Source organism: Cellulomonas sp. Leaf334, assembly GCF_001424195.1.
Lineage (GTDB): Bacteria > Actinomycetota > Actinomycetes > Actinomycetales > Cellulomonadaceae > Cellulomonas.
Map to the genome: position 1 here is coordinate 150,776 of NZ_LMOO01000007.1, position 23,557 is coordinate 174,332.

Consider the following 23,557-nt stretch of genomic DNA (forward strand, 5'->3'; position numbering starts at 1 on the left):
GCACTCTCGTCGGCCCCTCATTACTGCGGACGCATCCACCCTCGACGATGCCCAATATCAAACCGCTGGGCGGGCCGCGTGTCCATGAGAATTGTTGGGAATTCCATTGCACTGCCCCGGCAAGAAGTCTCGGCGCGTACCGCGACCGTTCCGTGGCACCGCGCGCCCGATCGACGTGCTACCGCGACTACTCCGTGTTCTTCGACGCCAGCAGGTCTCCCGCACTCTTGTCGGCGAAGGCCGTGAGCGCCTGCTGCGCGGAGCCGAAGAGGACCGCGAGCGCGAGCAGCTGCGGCACACCCTCCGCCTTCGTCGCGGCCACGAGACCCCCGGCGACGAACATCACCCCGACGACCGCGAGCAGCGGACCGATCGCCAGCTTCAGGAGCCCTTGCTGGATGGGCAGCCGGTACGGGAGCCCGCCCGACCGGGCCCGGATCGTCGTCGGCACCGCCGTGATGAACGCCCCGAGCGACCCTGCGACCATCACGAACGCGAGCAGCATCCACGGCGACCCTGTGAACCCCGTCGGCGCCGGGATCAGCCAGACGCTCGGCACCCGCCACTGCACGGCGAGCAGCGCCAGGACGGAGGCCACCGTGAGGAGAGTGATCCCGAGCATCCCGTTGCGCAGGCGTCGTGCGGTCTCGTGGAACTCGTCGGACGCGTGGTGCGTCCGCTCGAGAAGGTCCCGCACCCCGCTGCGGAACTCGTCGAGGTCCTTCGGCGCCACCCGTGTCCACAGGGCCACCTGGGTGACCGACTGGTCGTGCGTCGGCAGGTACTTCTTCGCGTCGGCGACGATCCCGTCGAGGCTGCCCTTGAGGTCCTTGCCCGACCGGAACATGACCAGCGCGCGTTCCACGCCGTGCAGGGTCTGCCAGACGGCACCGATCCTGGCGCCCGTGAGCCAGTCGCGCAGTCCCTGTGCGGTCCAGTGGCGCTCCGGGTCGTCGCGTCCGAGCAGCATCCCGCTGACGTCCTCGAGGTCCCTGCGGAGCATGGCGACGACCTCCGCCGGGATGCCGCCCTTGAGCTCCTCGATCTGGAGGAGCAGCTCGCGCCGGCGCACCTCGGGCTCGGCCTGCCACGACGCGAGTCCCCTGAAGGTCGGCGGCGTCCCACCCCGGTCCGGCACGGGGACCGGATCAGGTGGGACCTTCGGCGGGCTCGCCGCAGCGCCGAAGTAGTTGTCCGCCTGTGCCTTGAACATCGTCGAGCTCCCCACGACCCCTGGTGAACGGCACGTCCACCCCGATGACGTCAGGACCCCCGGGGACAGGTGTCGATACACCTGTGGCGAAACCGGCGGACGGCGGGTGCGACCGGTCAGCGCAGCTCGGCGGGCGCGATCTCCAGCGCGTGCTCACGCACGTGGTCGAGGGAGCGCTTCACGGCCCCGACAGTCACGATCTCTCGACCCAACCGGGAGGCGAGGACCTCGATGCCCGGGGGGTCGACGTACCGGTCGAGCTCGTGCCGGACGAGCTCGAGCAGCGGCTCGCAGGACTCGGCGACGGCGCCCGCGATGATGACGCGCTCGGGGTCGTAGATGCTCGCGAACGTCGCGACGACACGCGTGAGCAGCGCGGCCACGTGCTCGACGACACTGACGGCGAGCGGGTCCTCGTCCAGGGCGGCGGCGAAGACGCTCGCGGCGTCCAGCGTCGCGGGGTCGAGCTCCTGCAGCGACGAGCCGGTGCGCCCGTCGAGGCGGCGCAGCTGGGCGAGGGCGTCGTCACGCACGAGTGCCGCGATGCCGTCGGCTGAGCCCACACCTTCGACGACGTCCAGATAGCGCATCTCGCCCACGCCGCCGTGCGCGCCTCGCAGCAGGCGGCCGTCGTCGATGACGCCGGCGCCGAACCGCTCACCGGCGAGCAGGGTGACGTGGCAGCGCGCTCCGCGGCCGTGTCCGCGCCAGTGCTCGGCCATGGCGGCGAGGTTCGCGTCGTTGTCGGTCAGGGTCGTCCAGCCGTGGCGGTCGTGCAGGTGCCCGCCGATGTCGGGGTTCATCAGCTCCCAGAACGGGTTGTCCTGGAACGAGGTGCGGCCGTCCCGGTCCACGGGGGCGGGCACACCGACGGCCACGGCCAGCACGCTCCGGGGGTCCGCGTCCGCGAGGGCGGTGAGGATTCCCTCCTCGATCAGCGCGAGCCGACGAGAGGTGGTGCCGTCCTTCGGCGAGACGGGCAGGTCCGTGCGGGAGAGGGTGACCCCGCGCAGGTCCGCGACGGTCGCGCTGATCCGGTGCTGACCTGCGTCGACACCCACGACGACTCCCGCGCGCGCGTCGAAGGCGTAGCGGCGGGCCGGGCGTCCGTTGCGGTGGTCGGGGGCTCGCAGGCTCTCGAGCTCGGTGGCCCAGCCCTGCTCGATGAGCTCGTCGCAGACGCCGTGCACGGTCGCGCGTGAGAGCCCGGTGGCCTCGATCAGTGCTGAGCCGTTGACGTCGCCGGCGTCCCACAGGTGGTCGAGGACGAGCCGCGCACTGGCGTCGCGAAGGTGACGCGACGACACGGGAACCGGGACCACCTCTTGACCTCCTCCGTCGACAGCGTCACTCTAGTGCCAGCACTTAAATTTAAGCCCTACATCAACTCGTCCGGAGGAACGCGTGACCGCTCTGTCGGAGCTCGAGAAGACGTCCGCGCAGGACCCGGCCTGGTGGCGGCAGGCGGTCGTCTACCAGGTCTACCCGCGCAGCTTCGCCGACTCGAACGGCGACGGCATCGGCGACCTGCCCGGGATCACCGGCAAGGTGCCCTACCTGCGCGGGCTGGGCGTCGACGCGGTGTGGCTGAGCCCGTTCTACCCGTCGGCGCTGGCCGACGGCGGCTACGACGTCGACGACTACCGCGACGTCGACCCGCGCATCGGCACGCTGGAGCAGTTCGACGAGCTCCGCGCCGCTCTCCACGGTGCGGGCATCCGGCTCATCGTCGACATCGTCCCGAACCACACGTCCAACCGGCACGTGTGGTTCCGGGAGGCTCTCGACTCCCCGCCAGGCTCCCGGGCCCGCGAGCGCTACATCTTCCGGCCGGGCCGCGGCGAGCACGGCGAGCTCCCGCCGAGCGACTGGACCTCCACGTTCGGCGGCCCGGCGTGGGAGCCCGTCGGCGACGGCGAGTGGTACCTGCACCTGTTCGCCCCGGAGCAGCCCGACCTCAACTGGGCCGACGACGAGGTGCGCCAGGAGTTCCTCACGACCCTGAAGTTCTGGGCCGACCGGGGTGTCGACGGGTTCCGCATCGACGTCGCGCACGCGCTCGCCAAGGACCTCACCGAGCCTCTCGCGAGCCAGGCGGACCTCGAGGCCGACATCTGGGGTGGGGCCCACCCGCTCGAGGACCGCGACGAGGTGCACGACATCTACCGCGAGTGGCGCCGGCTGTTCAACCGGTACGACCCGCCGCGCACCGCGGTCGCGGAGGCGTGGGTGCCCGCTCACCGGCGCTCCCGCTACGCCTCCCCCGACGGGCTCGGCCAGGCGTTCAACTTCGACCTCCTCGAGGCCGGGTGGGACGCGGCGGCGTTCACGGGGATCATCGACAAGAACCTCGCGCTCGCCCGGGAGTCCGGGGCGTCGTCGACGTGGGTGCTCTCCAACCACGACGTGGTGCGGCACGCCACGCGGTACGCGCTGCCGGACGGGACCGACCTGGCCGCGTGGCTGACCGGCGACGGGGCGGACCCGCGGCCGGACGAGGCCCGCGGTCTGCGCCGGGCACGCGCGGCGACCCTGCTCGCCCTGGCCCTCCCCGGCTCCGCGTACCTCTACCAGGGCGAGGAGCTGGGCCTGCCCGAGGTGGCCGACCTGCCCGCGGACGTCCTCCAGGACCCGACGTTCCTCCGGTCCGGCGGCGAGCAGAAGGGTCGCGACGGCTGCCGGGTCCCCCTGCCGTGGACGTCGCACGGACCGACGCTCGGCTTCGGCGACCAGCTCGCGCACCTCCCGGTCCCAGCCGACTTCGGTCGCTTCGCCGTCGAGCACCAGGAGACCGACGACGAGTCGACCCTGAGCTTCTACCGACGGGCTCTCGCCGAGAGGCGCCGCCTGCAGACCGAGGAGTCTCTGGAGTGGCTCGCGTCGCCACACCCGACGGTCGTCGCCTTCCGGCGGCCCGGCGGCTGGACGTCCGTCACGAACTTCGGGAGCTCGCCGGCGCCGATGCCGGCCGGCTCCGTGATCGTGTCCAGCGCTCCCGTCGAGGGGCGAGAGGTGCCGGCGGAGGCGACCGTCTGGCTGCTGCAGGACCACCCGCACGACGACTGACCGGCACCCGCCGGTGACTTCGACCAACGGAGGCGAAGGCATGACGTCCAGTTCCCCCTCGATGTCCCCCCTCATGTCGGCACAGCTGGGCCGACGCGACTTCCTCCGCGGCATCGGGGTCGCGGGCGCGAGCCTCGCTCTCGCGTCGTGCGCCCGCAGTCCCGGGGGCTCGGGCCCGACGGAGATCGTCTTCTACCAGTCGAAGCCGGAGGTGATCGGGTACTTCGACGAGCTCATCGACCAGTTCCACCAGACCCAGTCCCGCGTGCGGGTCCGTCACGACGCCGCCTCCAACCTGGCCGGGACGTTCGTCCGGGAGTCCCCGCCCGACATCGGCTGCCTCAACTACAACTTCGAGGTCTCCCGCTACGTCGAGCGGGGAGCGCTCAGCGACCTCGGCGACATGCCCGAGGCCGACCGGATCCTCGACGAGCTCAAGCCGCTGATCGACGTCACGGCCACCTACCCGGACCGCACCAGCGTGATCCCGTACTCGCTCATGGCAGCGGCGGTGCTCTACAACCGGCAGATCTTCGCGGAGCACGACCTGACGGTCCCGACCACCTGGGACGAGCTCCTCGCCGTGTGCGAGACGCTCGCAGCCGCAGGGGTCACGCCGTTCTACAGCACGTTCAAGGACCCATGGACGATCGCGCAGGGCCACTTCGACTACTCGGTCGGTGGCACGGTCGACACCACGGAGTTCTTCACCCAGCTCAAGAAGCAGGGCGACGACGTCGGTCCCGACTCGCCGATGTCCTTCGAGAAGCAGTTCCTCGCGCCGGTGCAGCAGATGCAGGAGCTCGTCCCGTACTCGCAGGACAACGCCGAGAGCCGCGGCTACGGGGACGGGAACGTCGCGTTCGCGAACGGCGAGGCGGCCATGTACCTGCAGGGCCCGTGGGCGATCGGGGAGATCGCGAAGTCGAACCCGGACCTCGACGTCGGCGCGTTCCCCCTGCCGATGACGGACGACCCAGCGGACCGCAAGGTGCGGGTCAACATCGACCTCGCGCTGTGGATCCCTGAGGGCTCCACGAAGAAGGAGGCGGCGCGCGAGTTCCTGGCCTTCCTCATGCAGCCCGAGATCATCGACGCCTACAACGCGCAGGCGCTGGGCTTCGGCGTGACGAAGGACGCGGCCCCGGTCACCAACGACACGCTGGTGGAGCTGAAGGAGTACTACGACCGCGCCGCCTTCTACCTCGGCGCGTCCCAGCTGGTCCCGCAGTCGATCCCGCTGCAGAACTACACGCAGTCCCTCGCCACCGGCGCGGACCCGGAGCCGGTCCTACGGACCCTCGACGCCGACTGGCGGCGCCTGGCCTTCCGTTCCTGACGACCTCGACCTTCGAACGGAGACATCTCATGGCCACAGCAGCTGCCACCCGCCCGAGGAGTCGCGACGTCGCGACACCCAGGCCGGTCAAGGCCGGTCGCCCCCGGGTCAACCGGACGTTCTACCTGTTCCTGCTGCCCACGCTCGTCCTCTTCACGCTCTGCATCACCCTCCCGGCGATCATGGGCATCACGTTCAGCTTCACCGACTCGGTCGGCTTCGGTGAGTTCGAGTTCATCGGCCTGACCAACTACGTGGCGCTGTTCTCGGACCCGGCGATCCGCAGCTCGTACCTGTTCACGATCGGGTTCGCGCTCGTCACGGTGCTGCTGGTGAACCTCCTCGCGTTCCTCCTCGCCGTCGGCCTGACCGCCAAGATCCGAGGAAAGATCGCGCTGCGGGCGGCGTTCGTGCTGCCCATGGTCATCTCGGGCATCGTCATCGCGTACGTCTTCAACTTCCTGTTCTCCAACTCACTGCCGCAGCTCGGTCAGGCGGTGGGCATCACGGCGCTCGAGCAGAGCCTGCTGGCCAACCCCGACCTGGCCTGGGTGACGATCGTCATCGTCACCGCCTGGCAGGCGATCCCCAGCGCGCTGCTCATCTACATCGCGGGGATCCTGTCGATCCCGGCCGAGGTCTACGAGGCGGCGTCGATGGACGGCGCCTCGTCGATGCGACGCCTGGTCTCCATCACCCTGCCGCTCGTCGCCGGGTACGTCGTGATCAACCTGGTCATCGGCTTCAAGAACTTCCTCAACGCCTACGACATCATCGTCGGCCTGACCAACGGCGGTCCCGGCACGGCGACCCGCAGCGTCGCCATGACGATCTTCTCCGGCTTCACCGGCGGCGACTACGCCTACCAGATGGCCAACGCGACGATCTTCTTCCTCATCGCCGTGGTCCTCGCCGTGATCCAGCTTCGCCTCAACCGCGGAAGGAGCGCGTTCTGATGACTGCCCAGACCCTGGTCACCACGACCCCCGCCCAGGTCCCCGTCCGTCAGCGCCGGCGCTTCCTCGGCGCAGGAGGCGAGGACCGTCCCAGCTGGGGCACCACCATCGTCCTCGTCCTGTGCACGCTCGCCGTCATCGTGCCGCTCTACGCGACGGTCACGATGGCCTTCAAGACCACCGAGCAGTCCGTCGACGGACAGGTGTTCTCCCTGCCGTCCCCGGTCAGCGTCGACGGGTTCGTCCAGGCGTGGGAGCTCACCGACTTCCCCCGCGCCTTCGCGATCTCGGTGTTCGTCACCGCGGTGACCGTCATCGGCACGGTCGTCCTCGCGGCCTTCGCGGCCTACGCGATCGCGCGCAACTGGGACCACACGTTCTTCCGCTGGTCCTTCTTCTACCTGCTCGCCGCGATGTTCCTGCCGTTCCCCGTGCTCGCCCTGTCCCAGGTCAAGCTCACCGGGATGGTCGGCCTCGCCAACCCCGTCGGCGTCGCGCTGCTGCACGTGATGTTCCAGCTGTCGTTCAGCGTCCTGCTGTTCACGGCGTTCATCCGAGGGCTCCCCGAGGAGCTCGAGGAGAGCGCCCGCCTCGACGGCGCGACGACGTGGGTCGTCTTCCGGCGCATCGTCTTCCCGATGATGGCCCCGATGAGCGCGACCGTCGCGATCTTCGCGTTCCTCGCGTCGTGGAACGACTTCATGATGCCGTCGCTCATCACCGCCGACTCCACGCTGCAGACCCTCCCGGTGCTGCAGAACATCTTCCAGACCCAGTTCAGCAGCAACTACAACGTCGCGTTCGCGTCGTACCTCATGGCGATGACGCCCGCGATCATCGTGTACCTGTTCACCCAGCGCTGGGTGATGTCCGGGGTGACCCAGGGGGCGATCAAGTAGCCCCTGTGCGAGTTTGGACCCGTGCGCCGCACGCCCGGGTCGGGGGTCCGCCTGCCGGCGATCGCCGGTGGGCGGCCCGAGCTCGGCTGGTTCCTCACGGCGGAGCAACGCGGCAACGACGCGACGCGGATCCGGCCGTGGACCGAGGGCAATGCGGTGCGCCCGCTCGTGCACGGCTCCACGTACTTCGCCGTGCTCGCCGAGGCGCTCGCGCAGGTGGGCGAGGGCGACCTGGTGCTGTTCAGCGACTGGCGCGGAGACCCCGACGAGCAGCTGACCGACGGGGGCGCGACGGTCCGGGAGGCGTTGTCGTCCGCCGCGCTCCGCGGCGCCCTGGTCAAGGGACTCATGTGGCGGTCGCACCTGGACCGGTTGCGGTTCTCGAACAGGGAGAACCGCACCCTGGCCGAGCGGGTCAACGACGTCGGCGGCGAGGTGCTGCTCGACCAGCGCGTGCGGGTGGTCGGCAGCCACCACCAGAAGTTCGTGGTCGTCCGACACCCGGACCGGCCGGCGGACGACGTCGCGCTGCTCGGCGGGATCGACCTGGCGCACGGTCGGCGCGACGACGCCGACCACCGCGGCGACCCGCAGGCCCTCCCGTTCGCGCGTCCGTACGGTCCCCGCCCGCCGTGGCACGACGTCCACGTCGAGATCCGCGGCCCGGCCGTACGCGACGTCGAGGACGTGTTCCGGGAGCGGTGGGAGGATCCCGCCGCCCTGTCGCGGCTGCCGTGGCACACCGTGCCCGACGTGCTGCGCCGCGAGGACCGCCAACCCAGCACACTTCCCCCGCCGGCGCCGGACCCTCCCCCGGCAGGCACCTGCTCGGTCCAGCTCCTGCGCACCTACCCCCAGCGCAGACCCGCGTACCCGTTCGCACCGACGGGTGAACGCAGCGCCGCTCGCGGGTACGCGAAGGCGCTGCGGCGCGCCCGCCGGCTCGTGTACATCGAGGACCAGTACCTGTGGTCGGCCGACGTCGCGCAGGTCTTCGCCGCCGCACTGCGCCGCGAACCCGGCCTGCACCTCATCGCGGTCGTCCCCCGGTACCCGGACCAGGACGACCGGCTGGGCCTGCCGCCCGTGCGCCTCGGCCATGCGCAGGCCCTGCAGATCGTCCGCGCCGCGGGCGGCGACCGCGTCCTGGTCCTTGACGTCGAGAACCGCGACGGCCACCCCGTCTACGTGCACGCCAAGGTCTGCGTGATCGACGACGTGTGGGCCACCGTGGGCAGCGACAACTTCAACCGGCGGTCCTGGACGCACGACTCCGAGCTCACCGCGGCGATCCTCGACCAGCGCCTCGACGGACGCGAGCCCCGCGATCCCGCAGGTCTCGGCGACGGCGCACGAGCCTTCGCGCGCGAGCTCCGGCTCGAGCTGTGGCGCGAGCACCTCGACCGCGACGACGACGCCGGACTGATCGACCCCGACGACGCGATCGAGGCCATCCGGTCGAGCGCCGCCGCACTCGACGCCTGGCACGACGGTGGTCGACCGGGCCCGCGCCCGCCCGGCCGGCTACGCACCCACCCGGTCGTGCGGATCCCCGTCTGGCAGCGCCTGCTCGCGACCCCGGCCTACCGCGCGATCGTCGACCCCGACGGGCGGTCCGCCGGGATGAAGCTGCGCGGGCAGCACTGACCGACGCCTACCCGAGCTCCCGCAGAGCAGTCCGGCCCACCCGTCGGGCCGGGAGGCTGTCGGACTCGCCGAGCCGCTCGGCCGTCGCCACCACGGCCGCCCGCAGGTCCGCGTTGCGCCTGCCGACCGCGCGCAGCGCCATCGAGATCGACTTGCCCACCAGGGGACGCTCGTCCCCCGCGTGCTTCTCGACGAGGTCGAGGGCTGCGCGGAAGTCGTCGTCGGAGGCGGCGTGGTCGTGCAGCGCGAGGCTCCACAGCAGGGCGAACGACGCGCGACGGACGAACAGTGCCTCGTGGGCGGCCCACGGCTCGAGCCGGGTCCACGCACCCGGTGCTCGGTCGAAGAGCGTGAAGCACACGGTGTCGCAGATCGCCCAGCTGTCGAAGTCCGCGCACCAGGAGTCCATCTGCTCGACCGTCACCATCATCGGGTCGTCGACGAGCCCGGCCACGACCCGTGCCTCGTAGACGCCGGCCACCCACAGGTCCGCGGCGAGGGCGTGGTCGTGTCCGAGCACACGAGCGACCCGCTTCATGTCCGCCATCGACACCCCGAGCGCCTCGTCGACGTGGATCCCGTACCGCGGACCCAGCAGCGCCCGCGCCTCGGCCGACGCGTGATCGCGCAGCAGGTCCAGGACCTCGGACGCCTGCACCGTTCAGCGCGCTCGGAACGCCCGGACGACCTGCGCGACCGCCACCCCGGTGGCGGACACCAACGGTGCGGCGACCACGAGCACGGCGATGAGGTTCGGACGGAACGTCAACCCGTCCGGACCGCCGACGTAGGCGCCGATCGGCACCGAGTAGCCGCCCCCACCACCGCCGCTCCCCTCGCCCTTGCCCGCCGGGGTCTCGCCGCCCTCGGGTGTCTCACCGGAGCCCTCGCCCGCGCCGAAACCGAACCCGACCAGCGCCACGGGTACGAGCTCCTGGCCGCCCAGCGTCACCTTCTCGCCGTACGCCAGCGCCGCACCCCACGACGACACCGAGTCGGCCAGCTTCTCCAGGAGATTCGTCACGCTCTGACGGTAGCCAGGTTCACCACGCCCGGACAGCCTCGGAGCCGGCTACTCCATCACCGGCGCCAGCGCACTGATCAGTGCGTGGCTGTCGGAGTCCTGGCTGATCTCCCACGCCATCGCGCCGCGCAGGCGCAGCGCCTTGATGAGCTTCACGCGCTCGCCGATGGACCGAGGGCTGGAGAAGGCGATCAGCGTCGGGACGGTGGCAGGCCCGGTCGTCAGGTTCGGGTGCGAGGCCGCCGGGTTGAACAGGTACGGCTCCCCGGCCAGCGGGTTCCAGCGGACGGTGTACCCGTTGCCTCCCGTCACACCGGCGGCGTCCACGTACCCGCCTTCGTCGACCAGCGCGTGGTACGTCGGCTGGGGCGCCACGTCGACGGTCAGCACGTTCGCGTCCGTGCCGGTGTTGTCGAACGCCGAGTAGAGCCCGCTGGTGCGCAGGTACTGCTGCCCGTAGAACGGCACGCCGACGACGATCTTGTTCGCGGGCACACCGTTGAGCAGGTAGTACGCGACCGTGCCGGTCGTGTTCCAGCTCAGGTTCCGCGCGTTCGGGTCCCGCGGGTCGGGCGTGAACAGCGTGTTGTGCGACGCCTTCGGCCCGCTCGGCACGTTGAAGTCGTACGTCATGACGTTGTTCCAGTCGAAGTACTTCGTGATCTCCTTCAGCTCGAAGTACTTCGTCGAGCTCGTGGCCGCCGGGAGCGCCGCCGTGAGCAGGTAGTAGTCGCCCGTGACGGCGCCGTACGCGTCGAGCTGCTTGCGGAACTCGGCGGCCAGCAGCGTCGCGTTGCGCCGGTCGGCGGGGCCGGGGTTCACGTTCCCGCCGGCCACCTGCGTCGGGTACTCCCAGTCGAGGTCGATGCCGTCGAACACCCCTGCCGCCGCACCCTCGCCACCCGCACCCTCGGGCCACCCGCCGGCGGGCAGGTTGCCCTTGATGAACGTGTCGATGCACGACGCGACGAACGACTTCCGCAGCTCCGGCGTGGACGCGAGCGTCGAGAACCACGTCGACTTCGTCCAGCCGCCGAGGGAGATCTGCACCTTCAGGTGCGGGTTGGCCGCCTTGAGCTTGCGGAGCTGGTTGAAGCTGCCGAACAGGTGCTGGTCGGGGTTGCTCGGATCGTCCGCGACGCCGTCGACCGTGTTGTCGCCCGTCCAGTAGACCTGCTGGTAGTCGGCCCACGGGTCGAGGACGTCGCAGCTCGCCGCACCGGTGGCCTCGTCGTACCCCGGGACGCCGAACGCGTACTGGATGACGTTCAGCTTCGTCACCGGGACGTCCTTCACGAAGTAGCCCCGGCCGTAGACGTTCCAGTCGGCGAAGTACGCCGTCACCACCTTCTTGGGCCCGTCGGGCTTGGGTACCGACGACGCCTGCGCAGGCGGGGCGGCGACGAGCGCGAGGCTCCCCGCGACGGTCAGGGCGACGAGCACGGACAACCGACGGGAACGGCGCATGGGGCTCTCCTCGACACTGTGGAGGTCTGACCGTGGATTAGTAAGTACTCCTACCAAATGCGGGTACCCCCACCCTATGACCCGGTGTCCGATCCGCGTCAAGAGTCCGGTTCGGTGCACCGCGTCCCGCTGGTGCTGCCTAGGCTCCAGAGATGGCCACAGTCCTCCTCGTCCGGCACGGTCGGAGCACGGCGAACGTCGCGGGGGTCCTGAGCGGGCGGGCGGCCGGCGTCGACCTCGACGAGGTCGGTCGGGCCCAAGCCGTGCGGACGGCGGAGCGGCTCGCGATCGTGCCGCTCGTCGCGGTGATCTCGAGCCCGCTGGCGCGATGCCGTCAGACGGCGCGGGTCGTCGCGGAGCGACACGACTCCCTGCGGACGCAGCTCGAACCGGGCATCGTCGAGGCCGACTACGGCGACTGGCAGGGACGATCCCTCCGCGATCTCGCCAAGGAGCCGCTGTGGTCCGTCGTCCAGGCCCGGCCGTCCGAGGTCACCTTTCCGGGGGGCGAGTCGATGGCGACGATGCAGGAGCGCTCCGTGGCCGCGATCCGTCGGCACGACGCAGCGCTGGAAGCGAAGCACGGCGCCGGTGCGGTCTGGGTGGCGGTCACGCACGGGGACATCATCAAGTCCGTGCTCGCCGACGCCCTCGGCATGCACCTCGACCTCTTCCAGCGCATCACCGTGAACCCGGGCTCGGTCTCGATCGTCCGGTACGGCAGCACCCGCCCCGAGGTGGTGGCCACGAACACCGACTCCGGCGACCTGTCGTGGCTGCGCGCGGCCGGTCCGGTCGGTGACGCCGCGGTCGGCGGCGGCGCTGGCCCCCTCGTAAAGTGAAGGACATGCCGGCTCTTGTGCACCAGTTCGACTGGCCCGACCGCGTCGTCGTCGGAACCGTCGGAAGCCCGGGCTCACGGTCCTTCTACCTGCAGGTGCGCGACGGTGCCCGGAGCGCCAGCGTTGGGCTGGAGAAGCAGCAGTCCGCCGTGCTCGCCGAGAAGATCGCCGAGATCCTGGACGCGTTGATGGCCGACGAGACCAACCGGTTCAGCGTCCCCGCCGCCACACCCGCCGAGCTCGTCGACAACGACCCCCTGGACCAGCCCGTCGAGGAGCAGTTCCGCACGGGACTGCTGCGCCTCGCCTGGGACCCGTCGACCGCGCAGGTCGTCGTCGAGGCGTTCGCCTTGACCGAGGGCGACGACGAGCCCGCCGAGATGCTCCAGGTCCGGATGCCTGTCGGCACTGCGCGGGCGTTTGTCGAGCGCACTCAGCAGGTCGTCCGGTCGGGCCGGCCGCTGTGCCCGATCTGCGGCGAGCCCGTCGACGACGAGGGCCACGTGTGCCGCACGCCCGCTCCGTGACACCCGATCTCGTCGGCGGTGAGCTCGAGCTCGTCGGACGCATCACGGTCGCCTCGAACGCGACCTTTCTCGCGACGATCGACGAGGTCAGCGTCGTCTACAAGCCCGTCGCCGGGGAGCGGCCCCTGTGGGACTTCCCGGACGGCACGCTGGCCAACCGGGAGGCGGCTGCCTATCTCGTCTCGGAGGCGTTCGGGTGGGACGTCGTCCCGCGCACGCTCCTGCGCGACGGTCCGCTCGGTCCCGGCATGGTGCAGGTCTGGCAGCAGCCCGACGCCTCGCAGGATGCGGTCGACGTCGTCCCGGACGTCCCACGGGAGGGCTGGCGCGCCGTCTTCCGCGGGGTCGACGAGGACGACCAGCCGGTGACCCTGATCCACGAGGACTCCCCCGTGCTGCGGCGCATGGCCGTCTTCGACGTCGTCGTGAACAACGCCGACCGCAAGGGCGGCCACATCCTCCCCACGGCCGAGGGTCACCGCTACGGCGTCGACCACGGTGTCAGCTTCCACGTCGAGCACAAGCTGCGGACGGTCCTGTGGGGCTGGCGGGGCGAGCCGCTCGACGTGGCCGAGATCGCGGGCGTGGAACGGGTGCTCTCCGGGATCGACGGCGACCTCGGTCAGCGCCTCTCCGAGCTTCTCGACGACGAGGAGGTCGCGGCGCTGGCCACCCGGTGCGAGCGGCTGATCCACGACGGCGTCTTCCCGGGACCGTCCGGCGACATGCCCGCGTTCCCGTGGCCGTTCTTCTGAGCGTCAGGGCACGTTCGCGCCACCGTTGACGTTGATGACCTCGCCCACGACGAAGCTGGACTCCGGCGACGCGAGGAACACGTAGGCCGGCGCCTGCTCGACCGGCTGGCTCGTCCGGCCCAGCCAGGACGACTCCCCGAACCCGTTCAGCTTCTCCGTGGGCTGCCCGTCGGAGACCTGCAGCGGCGTCCACACCGGCCCCGGCGCGACCGCATTCACGCGGATGCCGCGCGGCGCGAGGTCGGCGGCGAGCGCCTTGGTGAACCCGATGATCCCGAACTTGGTCGACGCGTAGTTGATGATCATCGGCGACGGGTTGTAGCCCTGCACCGACGTGCTGTTGATGATCGTCGACCCCGGGCCTAGGTGCGGCAGGGCGTCGCGCGTGATCCAGAACATCGCGTACAGGTTCGTCTGGATGGTGCGGTCCAGGTCGGCCTCGTCCAGCTCGTCGAACGTCTGGTGGTACACCTGGTGCGCCGCGTTGTTGACCAGGATGTCGAGCCCACCGAGGCCTTCCACCGCGTCGGCGACCAGGGCCCGGCAGAACTCGCGGTCCCGGATGTCCCCCGGCAGCAGCACCGCCGTCCGACCCTCCGCGCGCACCAGCTCCGCGATGGCCTCCGCGTCCACCTGCTCCTCCGGCAGATAGCTCAGCGCCACGTCCGCACCCTCGCGCGCGAACGCGATCGCCACCGCCGCCCCGATCCCCGAGTCTCCCCCGGTGATGAGCGCCTTGCGTCCGGGCAGTCGGCCGGTGCCGCGGTAGGTCGTCTCGCCGTGGTCGGCCTTCGGGTCGAGCTCCGCGTCCAGGCCGGGCAGCGGCTGCCACGAGGCGTGCGGCTTGATGTGGGAGTGGCGCTCGACGGGGTTGTCGAACGTGAGCTGGTCAGGCGACATCATCATCTCCTCCAGAAGGTTCGATAACGATATCGGTCCGTCACCACTCCTCGTCGCGACCCCACCCACCGAACGCGTCGTTGCGGCGCGCGTTCAGGTACGACCCGATGACCGCTGCGCCGAGGTCGTCGGTCTCGGGCGTGACGACGGTGCCGCCCGCCCGCTTGGCCATGGCGTCGACGAAGCGCGCGAGACCGGGGTCGTCGCCCAGGCGGAAGAACGTCGTGCGGGCGCCCAGCCGCGTCGAGCCGTCGAGCTCACGCACCGCGAGCGCGATCGTGATCGGGTGCGGCGGGTAGTCGAAGAACACCTCGCCGTCGGCCTCCAGGTGGGAGGTCGGCTCGCCGTCCGTGACGATCAGGAGCACGGGCTGGGCGTTCGGGTGCTTGCGGAAGTGGCGGTTCGCGAGCAGGAGCGCGTGGTGCAGGTTGGTGCCCTTCTCCCACTTCTCGTCGAGCCCGACGAGCTGCTCGATCTGCATGACCTGCGCGGCGCGCCCGAACCCGATGAGCTGCAGGTCGTCCCCGCGGAACCGGGTCGTGACGAGTGTGTGCAGCGCCAGCGCGGTGCGCTTCATGGGCACCCAGCGCCCCTCCATCGCCATCGAGAACGACGTGTCGACGAGCAGCGCCACGCACGCCTGGGTGCGCGCCTCGGTCTCCTGGATCTCGACGTCGTCGACCTGGATCGTCCGCGACCCGCGGGTCAGCGCGTTGGTGATGGTCCGGCTCACGTCCCACGGCTCGGTGTCGCCGAACACCCACGGTCGCGTGGCCCCCGACGGCTCACCGGCAGCGCCGGAGCGACGGAGTTCATGGCCGCCGGCGCGGCCGGACATCGTGTCGGCGACTGCTTTGAGGACGGACTTCCCCAGCTGGCGCATGGCCTTCGGCGTCAGTGCGAGCTGGCCGTCCGATCCGCGCCGGATCGTGCCCTCGTTCAGCGCCCTCTCCAGCCGCTGCAGGGTCCGGGCGTCGACGACCGCGTCCTGCCCGAGCTGACGCGCCAGCCTCTCGAGGTCGAGGTCGTCCAGCTGCGACCCCTCGTAGGACTGCGCGAGCTGCTCCGCGAGCGCGTCGAGATCGGCGAGGTCCTGGAACACGCCGGTCCCGTCGCCGAGCCCGAGCCCGTTCTCCCCGGCCATGCGTTCGGAGCTGCCCCAGTCCTCGCCGGGTCGCAGGGCCCTGAGGTTGTCGTCGAGCTGGCCGAGCGCGTCGATGAGGTCCGACGAGCCGAACGCCTGCTGCGCGAGCGCGTCGAGCTCGTCGCGCTGCTCCTGCGTCATCGAGTTCCGCATCCGCTGCGCCGCCGCGGCTCGTTGCGCGAGGGCGTCCAGGAGCTCGTCGAGGTTCTGGGGGTCCTCCGGGAAGAAGTCCCCGTGCTTCGCCATGAACTCGTCGAACTGGTCCTGGGTGTCCCGGCCCTGCTTCCGCGCGTCGAGCAGCCCGTTGAGGTCGGCGAGCATCTCGTTCAGTGCCGCCCGGTCGGCATCGCTCGCGTTCTCCAGCGCCTGCTTGATGCCGGCGAAGCGCTGCTCGAGGACCTCCCGGCCAAGCAGGTCCTTGATCTTCTCGAACTCCTGCCGCGCCTCGCTGCTGCGCCAGTCGTAGCCGTTGAGCTCGTTGACGGCCGCTGCCGGCGACGACGGCAGGTTCTCGAGCTGCAGCTGCGCCAGGGCACGGTCGCCCTCATCCATGTCGACGTCGCGCGCGAGCTGCTTGCGCTCGGCCAGGACCGCCCGGTCGAGAAGCTCCTTGACCTGCTGCAACGTGCCGTCGAGGTTGTTGTCCCGGGTGAGCTCCTTGCGTCGTTGCGCGACCCGCCGCGCCAGCTCGTCCAGGCCGGCCTGGTCCCGTCCCCCACGCCGCAGGAACTCGCGCATCGCCCGCTCGGGCGAGTAGCCCGCCATAACGTCCTCGCCGATCGCTTCCAACGCCTCGGCCAGGTCGACCGGCGGCGCGAGCGGGTCCGGCCCGTCGACGTACGGGGTGTACCTCTTGAGGCGCCGGTTCGGCCTAGCCATAGATCGTCTCGCCGCCCCCGGACTCCTTGCTGATCCGCCGGGACAGGTACAGCCCCTCCAGCGCGAGCTCGATCGCCGCGGCGCGTTCGCCGTCGTTCGTGGCGCCGAGCCGTGCGCAGATCTCGTCGTAGAGCTCGGACTCCCCCAGCGACGGCAGACCGGTCAGCACGTCGCGCGCCGTGACCTGCTCGCCCGTCGTCACCATCGCGCCACCCTGGATCGCGTCCACCAGCAGCCCGAAGTCGATGCCCCGAAGGTGCGCGCGAACGGTCTCCGCCGTGGCCGTGCGGAGCAGGTGGTCGAGGATCTCGTCCTCACGCCCCTCCTCCCCCGACTCGAACTCGATCTTCCCCGCGAGCACGTCCACCGCGGTCTCCAGGTCCACCGGCCGCGCGACCGCTCGCTGTTCACCCTGCCGTGCCGCCCGGTGCAGGGCCGACGCGGCGATCGTCTCCGCCCCCGCGATCGCGAACCGCGCACTCACCCCGCTGCGCTGGTCCACCGAGCTCGACTCCCGCAGCGCCCGGGTGAAGCGCGCCAGGATCTCGACGAGGTGGTCCGGCACCTCCGCGTGCAGGACGGCTTCCTGCCGGATGACCGCGACCTCGTCGGCGAGCTCGGTCGGGTAGTGCGTCCGGATCTCCGCCCCGAACCGGTCCTTCAGCGGCGTGATGATCCGCCCGCGGTTCGTGTAGTCCTCCGGGTTGGCAGTCGCCACCACGAGCACGTCCAGCGGCAGCCGCAGCACGTAGCCGCGGATCTGGATGTCCCGCTCCTCCATCACGTTCAGCATCGCGACCTGGATGCGCTCCGCGAGGTCCGGCAGCTCGTTGATCGCGACGATGCCCCGGTGGCCGCGCGGCACGAGCCCGAAGTGGATCGTCTCCGGGTCACCGAGTGCCCGCCCCTCCGCGACCTTCATGGGGTCCACGTCGCCGATGAGGTCCGCGACGCTCGTGTCCGGCGTCGCGAGCTTCTCGACGTACCGCTCATCGCGGTGCCGCCAGGTGACCGGGAGGTCGTCTTTGAGGTCAGCCGCGCGCCTCTTGCTCGCCGCTGTGATCGGCTCGAACGGGTGCTCCCCGATCTCCGACCCGTCGATGACCGGCGACCACTCGTCGAGAAGCCCTTGGAGCGTGCGCAGGACCCGCGTCTTGCCCTGCCCGCGCTCGCCGAGCAGGACGATGTCGTGGCCGGCGATCAGCGCCCGCTCGAGCTGCGGAACGACCGTGTCGTCGAAGCCGTGGATGCCCGGCCACGGGTCACGGCCCTCTGTGAGGGCTTCCAGGAGGTTGGCACGGATCTCTTCCCGGACCGACGTCAGCACGTGGCCGGAAGCGCGGAGCTCGCCGACGGTTGCGGCAGTGGGACGCATCATTCGGCCGAGCGTACGTCCGGGTTCGCCGGATGCATCCCGAGTTCGCCGACGGGTGAACGGTTGCCGATGGAGGGCCGCCGAGGCATGGTCGGTCCAGCAGAGGGGATCAGCGATGGCAAAGAAGAAGACGGGGCTCGCCCTGGCGGTCGCGTGGCCGTTGGCCAAGAAGGTCGCGACACAGGTCAGCGTGATCGTCGCGAACAACCCCGAGCTCCAGAAGCGCCTGGAGAACCTGGGCAAGAGGTTCGCCGACGTCCAGCGCGCTCGCACGCCGGAAGCCAAGATCGCGCGCGCGATGGAGTCGGTGCGGGAGCAGGCGTCGATCGTCCTGGCGTCCGAGTCGGGCACCGCCGAATCCGTCGCCTCTCTGCAGGCCGCAGGCTGGAAGCAGCGCGCCGACCAGGTCGACCGGGCCCTCCAGATCCTCCAGCACCAGCCGCGCAAGATGCAGAAGTCGCAGCTCCCCCGCATCGCGGCGATGGCGGACTCGCTCGTCGCGGAGGTCCTGACGTCGCTCATCGACGAGGTCGAAGGCTGAGCCCTCTTACGGCTGGGCCGTCCGTGTGGAGACCGTGACCGTGAACTTCGGGTCGCGGCTGACCTGCCTCGTCGGCCCGACGACCCGCTCCAACGTCGGCCGATAGCGCAGGTGCGAGTTCCACACCGCCCACAGCTCGCCGCCGGGTGTGAGGATTCGCGCGGCCTCTGCGAACAGCGTCCTGGCCACCCCGTCGTGCACCGCCGCGCCGACATGGAACGGCGGATTGAGCAGCACGACATCGGTGCTCGCATCGGGAACCGTCTCGGCACCGTCTGCTCGCACGACGACGACCCTGTTCTCCAGACCGTTCGCCGCAACCGTCGCTGTGGCGGAGGCCACCGCCGCGGCGGACTCGTCGGTCGCGGTGACCGTCAGGTTCTCGTTCGCCCGTGCCAGGAGGACGGCCAGAACCCCTGTGCCACAGCCAAGATCGACAGCCGAGGTGACGTCCGTCGGGATCGCGTCGAGGTGCTGCAGCAGCACGCGCGTGCCGATGTCGATCCCCGTCCCGGCGAACGCGCCGCCGTGCGCGCAGACCGTGATGCCGAGGTCCGGGTGCTCCCTGCGCTCGGGCCAACGCGGCTTTGTGCGCTCTGCGTTCGGACCGGATGCCATGAGTACGCGTGACTTCTGCCTGGCCAGGTGCGCCTGCACGGTGGCGAAGTAGCGCCCGAGTATGTCATTCATCGCTGGCGTCATGTGCTTGACCCGGCCGCCCGCGTAGACAACCACCTCGGGGTCCGCGTTCTCGGCGATCAGGCCCGCGATCTCGTCGAGCGCGTCGAGCGACCGCGGTAGCTGAAGCAGCACCACCCGGGCACCCGTGACGAGCTCCGGCGTCAGGCCGTGGCTCGTGCACCCGTCGATTCCGAGCCTCTCCGCGTTCGCATGCAGCGCCCGCTCACCGAGCAGCCGATCCTGGTGCGTCCGGACCCCTGGCAACCGGTGTCGCGCGATCGCGCCAAGTGTCAGCGCACCGTGGTGGTCGCCGATGACGACGACACCTTCCCCGGTGCCTTCGGCCAGCGCGGGAGCGGCCTCGTCGAGGATCAGCCGGTCGCTGGCGTCGACCGCGTGCAGGTTCGGCGCCTCAATGTCGGGGTACCGCCGGAGGGTGGCGAGGACGTCGTTCTCGTCGTGCTCGGGCGCCGTGTCCACGGCACCGAGGCTAACGGCCGGCGCACACTGGTCGGCCTGCGCAACCGGCCCTCGGTGATGATCGCGACAGAACCACAAGCGTCCCTCGACCCGAATGGATCTGGTCAGGGGGCGTCTCGTTTTCTGCTGGAGGTGGCGGGAATCGAATGCGTTAGGAGCCGTCTGAAACCGTTGGCCCGGGGCTGCCGCCTGCAGGTTTGCTCTCGACCGGTTGTGGCGAATCTCGTCCATTCGGGCTCCCCCGTTGACAGAGTCAACACGGCCTTCTGCCGCCGGTTTGGAGCTGCCGAAAAGCGTTTCGGAAGACCGAACTTCTGTCGCCAGCGACACTTGCACGAAATCCCGGAGTAGTGATCCGGTACCGCCTTCAGGCCCTTGCCACGGCTTCGGCAGACCCCCAGTTCCTAAGGAAGACCAGCGTGAACCGCGCCGATCGACCGACTGAGTCGGCACCCCTCGATTCGGCGCTGAGACGTCCCGAGAGTCCACGCCGGTCGGGCACAACGGGCGCACCATCGCGCTTGTGTCTGGCGTGCATCGCGTCCGAAGCGGTCGCCGTCGCCTCGCCGATCTGGATGCATGTGGCGATGTCCGCCTGGCCCATCCCCACCAACCCCGGCGAAGAGATCGGACACGCTCGCGATCCTCGCCGCGGGCGTCGTGCACGCCGACGGCGGCCCGCTGGTCGCCGTGGTGATCGCACGGGGACCCCGGGTCCGGGTCTGTTCGCCGTACTGGCCCTTCTGAGCTTGTCAGCGCCCTCGGATCGCGGATGTCGGAGCCCCGGCTCGGGAACCCTGCCACCACGAGCCTTACACCCGGTGGAGGTCGTCGGACGCTGGCATCTGAAGGTGTTAACGCCGACGGAACATATTGAACGCGCGTCCGATAACCGACCTAGCCGTGAGCACCGCGACACACGGTCACCCCCGGGTATACGCTTCTCTATCCGATCGCGCAGACACGCCATGCGAAACCGTCGTCTTCGTGCGCCCTAAGGCGTCGCTCGCGCGAAGGATTCACGGGCGGGCGGCACGCCGCCGCTTCGCGGTCCCGCACCCATCGAGGAGACAACATGCCCGTCTTTTCAGGGAAGGTCGACGTCGTCCGGACTCCACAACCGAACGAGGTGTTTGATCCGGAGATCGGTGGTGGGGTTTCGGCCCTAATACGACTTGATGGCGACACCGCGGATATCGTCGCGGGTGGAAATGGTGTGGACGGTGATGTCAAACTTCGGTCAGGCGCGAGCGACATTACCGTTCACCTAGATGGAAACAGTGCAACGCTTTTCATTGGTGGAAGCGGCAGATCAGGCGACATCTTCGTATTTCGAGCCTCAGGTGACGACATAAACGACGTCCAGCAGGCCAGCATTCACATCGATGGCGACGCCGGCGACATCAAACTCTTCAATGCCGACTTCGCGGAGGAATTCGCTTTCGATAACAACGAATGTGGACCGGGAACTGTCATGATCCTGGACGAGGATCCCGGACGGTTGACAATGAGCAGACTTGCGTACGACCGGCGAGTCGCTGGAGTGGTCTCCGGCGCCTCCGATCTCGCCCCCGCGATCGTTCTCGATCATCGGGGCGACGCCAAAATGGATCGTGCAGCCGTTGCCATGGCCGGCAAGGTCTACTGCAAGGTAGACGCGGACGTCTCGCCCGTACAAATCGGCGATCTGCTCACTTCGTCTAGCACGCCGGGCCATGCGATGGCCGCGCTCGACTATTCGCGGGCTTTTGGCTCCGTGATCGGTAAAGCGCTAGAACCACTGCCCGAGGGTCGTGGCCTGGTGCAAATTCTCGTAGCACTCCAGTAGATCCGGCCACATCATGTCGGAGGATCGCGAGACGCCAAGATTGGATGGGATTCGTCGCGTCAAGCAGTACGTCGAGGATGACCTCCTCTCGATCCCCGGAATCACGGGCGTCAGCGTCGGCTACAAATACGTCAATAACCGCAAGACCGAGCAAATAGCTATCCGAGTCTACGTTGAGCAAAAGAGGGACGTTCCGGAATCCGAGAGGATCCCTTCGTCCTTCGACGTGGTGCCGACCGACGTGATAGAACGGCGGTTTCTTCCACTATCGCTAGCAGAAGCTGCGCCCATGCTTTTCGCAGCGGAGGACGTGAATCGCTACGAACCTCTTACGGGCGGAATCAGCATCGGCCCTTGCCGCGATCCACTCGCCGGAACCCTCGGGATGATCGTCTCGGATGTAGCGACTGGCCAAGCCATGGCTCTCAGCAACTTCCACGTGCTCGCCGTGGACAACGGCTTCACAGTTGGCGACAATATCGTCCAACCCGCGCTCGCCGACAATGGAGTGTGTCCTCAAGACGTCGTTGCGGTTCTTAGCCGTGCCATCCTTGATAATGGTATGGATGCGGCGGTAGCGAGCATCGCGGGTCGCTCACACGAATGCCGAATTGAAGGCCTGGGTGCGGTCACCGAAACACGTGATGCCATGTTAGGAATGGCAGTGCGCAAACGAGGACGCTCCACCCGCCTCACCACTGGAGAGATTGACTCGATCGACGCAACTTTCGTCATACCCTACGTGAACGTCGGCGAGGTAACGCTCAGCAACCAGATCGAGGTGGCGGCCGACACTCCGAGAATAGTCGTTGATCCCGGATATTTCATTGCTGCGGAGTGGACAACGGCGCCTGTGACTATCTCCGGCGAGGTAACTGTCGTGCGGAGTACCAATGGGCCCGCACCCGGTGTCACCGTCACGGGGCCAACGGGCTCGATCTTCCACCAGACGATATCTACCAACAATACGACCTACACCGTGTTCGGCGACCCGCCCGCGGTGCTCGTCCGTGAGACCCAAACCACACCAGGGCCAATCAACACGAGCGTAACTGTTGTGAACTTGTCGACCTCCCCACCCTCCGAACAGCTCGTGCTCATGGGTTACGCAAGCAACAGTGCCGTTCCTCCGCCCACTGTACAGTTTAGTCAGGGCACCGGCTCAGCCTTTTTGATCTATAGCTCTAATGGGACCGAAGTGCAACATCTGGCCATTTGCAGAAGCCGTGATGGCCGAGTCCTTTGCGCTGGACCATCTTCGTTCGTTCCCAACACGGAGATCCGGGCGGAAGCCACAGCTGACAGTCTGCGAATCCATTACTCGCTGAACGCAGGACCAACCGTGTGCTCGACGCTTCCCGGGCTCTCTACCGAACCATTTTCACTTCCAGGAGACTCCGGGTCCGTCATCGTAGATGCGAACAATTCGGCGATCGGTCTCCTGTTCGGCGGGAGCATCGCGGTAGTGGATCCGTCTGGTGAGACTCTTAGCCCCGAGGGCGTGTTTGCTGCGGCGACGCCGATCGACATTGTGCTTGCAGCGCTCGGCGTCCGCCTATGCACGTCGGGCGGTGGATCCGGTGGCGGCATCGGCGGCGGCGCGGTCCCCGAGTGGACCCGTCTCAGTGTTCGGGCGCTCGCGGCTAGGTGTTTAGGTAGTCGGCCCCCGATCTCGCTCCGGAGGGACATCTTTCGGTCGTCCGAAGCCCCAGTTCTCTCCCTGCGCTCGCGTCTGGTCCAGATCAATCGTCAGTGCCGCTGATGCCACAGAGGATTCCGTTGGCGGAGTTTCTTCACAAGATCCCGGAGTAGTGATCCGGTCGCGCCTACGGACGCCGACGGGCCAAGCCGGTCAGGGCGACCCCGTGATGACGTACACACCGCGGGTTCCCCGCCTATTCTCCGAGAATACGCGCAGGTCCTCGAGCGCACCCCTGACCGGCGAATCGACCCTGACGACCGAGCGTGAAGACTCGACGACGCCGGTACGCCCG

Annotated in this window: 20 protein-coding genes; 11 read left to right on the forward strand and 9 right to left on the reverse strand. The window is 69.2% G+C overall.

The genetic code is table 11. From position 1 onward, the window contains the following. Positions 1 to 187 precede the first annotated feature (187 nt). Together ASF78_RS17135 and ASF78_RS17140 are read right to left on the reverse strand one after the other, a co-directional pair. Positions 188 to 1,213 carry a hypothetical protein gene (locus tag ASF78_RS17135; RefSeq protein WP_156374205.1) on the reverse strand — a complete coding sequence of 342 codons (1,026 nt, stop codon included), beginning with the start codon at positions 1,211 to 1,213 and terminating at the stop codon, positions 188 to 190. 116 nt (positions 1,214 to 1,329) lie between these two features. Next, positions 1,330 to 2,520, reverse strand: coding sequence for an ROK family transcriptional regulator (locus ASF78_RS17140; RefSeq protein WP_162243372.1), 1,191 nt, complete (start codon positions 2,518 to 2,520; stop codon positions 1,330 to 1,332). A gap of 97 nt (positions 2,521 to 2,617) precedes the next feature. On the opposite strand from ASF78_RS17140, the gene ASF78_RS17145 reads away from it, so the two are divergent. Genes ASF78_RS17145 through ASF78_RS17165 form a run of 5 tightly spaced genes read left to right on the forward strand, consistent with a single transcriptional unit; the run spans position 2,618 to position 9,120 of the window. Next, positions 2,618 to 4,279 (forward strand): glycoside hydrolase family 13 protein, encoded by a 1,662-nt coding sequence (locus ASF78_RS17145; protein ID WP_056592254.1) that lies wholly within the window; start codon positions 2,618 to 2,620, stop codon positions 4,277 to 4,279. Positions 4,280 to 4,319: 40 nt separating this feature from the next. Then, the gene (locus ASF78_RS17150; RefSeq protein ID WP_056592256.1) at positions 4,320 to 5,618 is read left to right on the forward strand and encodes an ABC transporter substrate-binding protein; all 1,299 of its coding nucleotides are present in this window, start codon (positions 4,320 to 4,322) and stop codon (positions 5,616 to 5,618) included. A 29-nt stretch (positions 5,619 to 5,647) separates the two neighbouring features. Further along, positions 5,648 to 6,574: a carbohydrate ABC transporter permease gene (locus tag ASF78_RS17155; protein ID WP_056592260.1), complete on the forward strand. Its 927-nt coding sequence runs from the start codon at positions 5,648 to 5,650 to the stop codon at positions 6,572 to 6,574. After that, positions 6,574 to 7,473, forward strand: coding sequence for a carbohydrate ABC transporter permease (locus ASF78_RS17160; protein WP_056592262.1), 900 nt, complete (start codon positions 6,574 to 6,576; stop codon positions 7,471 to 7,473). The genes ASF78_RS17155 and ASF78_RS17160 overlap by 1 nt, the downstream gene beginning before the upstream one ends. A 21-nt stretch (positions 7,474 to 7,494) precedes the next feature. Beyond that, on the forward strand, positions 7,495 to 9,120 hold the full coding sequence (locus ASF78_RS17165; RefSeq protein WP_235518664.1) for a phospholipase D-like domain-containing protein: 1,626 nt from the start codon (positions 7,495 to 7,497) through the stop codon (positions 9,118 to 9,120). A 7-nt stretch (positions 9,121 to 9,127) separates the two neighbouring features. Here the strand turns inward: ASF78_RS17165 and ASF78_RS17170 are convergent, their stop codons facing one another. From ASF78_RS17170 to ASF78_RS17180, 3 genes are read right to left on the reverse strand one after another with little or no spacing between them, the layout of a single operon-like run. Beyond that, positions 9,128 to 9,778, reverse strand: coding sequence for a DNA alkylation repair protein (locus tag ASF78_RS17170; RefSeq protein ID WP_056592265.1), 651 nt, complete (start codon positions 9,776 to 9,778; stop codon positions 9,128 to 9,130). Between the two features lie 3 nt (positions 9,779 to 9,781). Next, positions 9,782 to 10,144 carry a hypothetical protein gene (locus tag ASF78_RS17175; protein WP_056592268.1) on the reverse strand — a complete coding sequence of 121 codons (363 nt, stop codon included), beginning with the start codon at positions 10,142 to 10,144 and terminating at the stop codon, positions 9,782 to 9,784. Positions 10,145 to 10,192: 48 nt separating this feature from the next. After that, entirely contained in the window at positions 10,193 to 11,611 is a 1,419-nt protein-coding gene (locus ASF78_RS17180) for a glycoside hydrolase family 18 protein (protein WP_082495157.1), read from the reverse strand. Positions 11,612 to 11,763: 152 nt separating this feature from the next. On the opposite strand from ASF78_RS17180, the gene ASF78_RS17185 reads away from it, so the two are divergent. From ASF78_RS17185 to ASF78_RS17195, 3 genes are read left to right on the forward strand one after another with little or no spacing between them, the layout of a single operon-like run. Then, a complete protein-coding gene (locus ASF78_RS17185) occupies positions 11,764 to 12,453 on the forward strand; it encodes an MSMEG_4193 family putative phosphomutase (protein WP_056592273.1) in 690 nt (229 codons plus the stop codon). 5 nt (positions 12,454 to 12,458) lie between these two features. Then, positions 12,459 to 12,980, forward strand: coding sequence for a DUF3090 domain-containing protein (locus ASF78_RS17190; protein WP_056592276.1), 522 nt, complete (start codon positions 12,459 to 12,461; stop codon positions 12,978 to 12,980). Beyond that, positions 12,977 to 13,735, forward strand: a complete 759-nt coding sequence (locus tag ASF78_RS17195; RefSeq protein ID WP_156374206.1) for an SCO1664 family protein — start codon at positions 12,977 to 12,979, stop codon at positions 13,733 to 13,735. Before ASF78_RS17190 ends, ASF78_RS17195 begins: the two co-directional genes overlap by 4 nt. 3 nt (positions 13,736 to 13,738) lie before the next feature. Here the strand turns inward: ASF78_RS17195 and ASF78_RS17200 are convergent, their stop codons facing one another. From ASF78_RS17200 to ASF78_RS17210, 3 genes are read right to left on the reverse strand one after another with little or no spacing between them, the layout of a single operon-like run. Further along, positions 13,739 to 14,635, reverse strand: coding sequence for an SDR family oxidoreductase (locus tag ASF78_RS17200; protein WP_056592802.1), 897 nt, complete (start codon positions 14,633 to 14,635; stop codon positions 13,739 to 13,741). 40 nt (positions 14,636 to 14,675) lie between these two features. Further along, on the reverse strand, positions 14,676 to 16,658 hold the full coding sequence (locus ASF78_RS17205) for a VWA domain-containing protein (RefSeq protein WP_056592294.1): 1,983 nt from the start codon (positions 16,656 to 16,658) through the stop codon (positions 14,676 to 14,678). Next, positions 16,651 to 18,036 carry an ATP-binding protein gene (locus ASF78_RS17210; protein ID WP_056592298.1) on the reverse strand — a complete coding sequence of 462 codons (1,386 nt, stop codon included), beginning with the start codon at positions 18,034 to 18,036 and terminating at the stop codon, positions 16,651 to 16,653. The genes ASF78_RS17205 and ASF78_RS17210 overlap by 8 nt, the downstream gene beginning before the upstream one ends. Before the next feature lie 112 nt (positions 18,037 to 18,148). On the opposite strand from ASF78_RS17210, the gene ASF78_RS17215 reads away from it, so the two are divergent. Next, positions 18,149 to 18,574: a hypothetical protein gene (locus ASF78_RS17215; RefSeq protein WP_056592300.1), complete on the forward strand. Its 426-nt coding sequence runs from the start codon at positions 18,149 to 18,151 to the stop codon at positions 18,572 to 18,574. A 6-nt stretch (positions 18,575 to 18,580) separates the two neighbouring features. On the opposite strand, the gene ASF78_RS17220 is transcribed toward ASF78_RS17215, so the two are convergent. After that, positions 18,581 to 19,735, reverse strand: a complete 1,155-nt coding sequence (locus ASF78_RS17220; protein ID WP_056592303.1) for a class I SAM-dependent methyltransferase — start codon at positions 19,733 to 19,735, stop codon at positions 18,581 to 18,583. Positions 19,736 to 20,810: 1,075 nt separating this feature from the next. Between ASF78_RS17220 and ASF78_RS22460 the strand changes: the two genes are divergently transcribed. Further along, positions 20,811 to 21,563, forward strand: a complete 753-nt coding sequence (locus tag ASF78_RS22460; protein ID WP_156374207.1) for a hypothetical protein — start codon at positions 20,811 to 20,813, stop codon at positions 21,561 to 21,563. Between the two features lie 13 nt (positions 21,564 to 21,576). Next, a complete protein-coding gene (locus ASF78_RS22465; RefSeq protein ID WP_156374208.1) occupies positions 21,577 to 23,325 on the forward strand; it encodes a hypothetical protein in 1,749 nt (582 codons plus the stop codon). Positions 23,326 to 23,557 lie beyond the last annotated feature (232 nt).

Bases quoted from the DNA above. Each gene is read 5' to 3' on its own strand.
- ASF78_RS17135 (WP_156374205.1), bottom strand. From the start codon at position 1,213: ATGTTCAAGGCACAGGCGGACAACTACTTCGGCGCTGCGGCGAGCCCG.
- ASF78_RS17150 (WP_056592256.1), top strand. From the start codon at position 4,320: ATGACGTCCAGTTCCCCCTCGATGTCCCCCCTCATGTCGGCACAGCTG.
- ASF78_RS17155 (WP_056592260.1), top strand. From the start codon at position 5,648: ATGGCCACAGCAGCTGCCACCCGCCCGAGGAGTCGCGACGTCGCGACA.
- ASF78_RS17160 (WP_056592262.1), top strand. From the start codon at position 6,574: ATGACTGCCCAGACCCTGGTCACCACGACCCCCGCCCAGGTCCCCGTC.
- ASF78_RS17180 (WP_082495157.1), bottom strand. From the start codon at position 11,611: ATGCGCCGTTCCCGTCGGTTGTCCGTGCTCGTCGCCCTGACCGTCGCG.
- ASF78_RS17185 (WP_056592273.1), top strand. From the start codon at position 11,764: ATGGCCACAGTCCTCCTCGTCCGGCACGGTCGGAGCACGGCGAACGTC.
- ASF78_RS17190 (WP_056592276.1), top strand. From the start codon at position 12,459: ATGCCGGCTCTTGTGCACCAGTTCGACTGGCCCGACCGCGTCGTCGTC.
- ASF78_RS17200 (WP_056592802.1), bottom strand. From the start codon at position 14,635: ATGTCGCCTGACCAGCTCACGTTCGACAACCCCGTCGAGCGCCACTCC.
- ASF78_RS17205 (WP_056592294.1), bottom strand. From the start codon at position 16,658: ATGGCTAGGCCGAACCGGCGCCTCAAGAGGTACACCCCGTACGTCGAC.
- ASF78_RS17210 (WP_056592298.1), bottom strand. From the start codon at position 18,036: ATGATGCGTCCCACTGCCGCAACCGTCGGCGAGCTCCGCGCTTCCGGC.
- ASF78_RS17215 (WP_056592300.1), top strand. From the start codon at position 18,149: ATGGCAAAGAAGAAGACGGGGCTCGCCCTGGCGGTCGCGTGGCCGTTG.
- ASF78_RS22460 (WP_156374207.1), top strand. From the start codon at position 20,811: ATGCCCGTCTTTTCAGGGAAGGTCGACGTCGTCCGGACTCCACAACCG.
- ASF78_RS22465 (WP_156374208.1), top strand. From the start codon at position 21,577: ATGTCGGAGGATCGCGAGACGCCAAGATTGGATGGGATTCGTCGCGTC.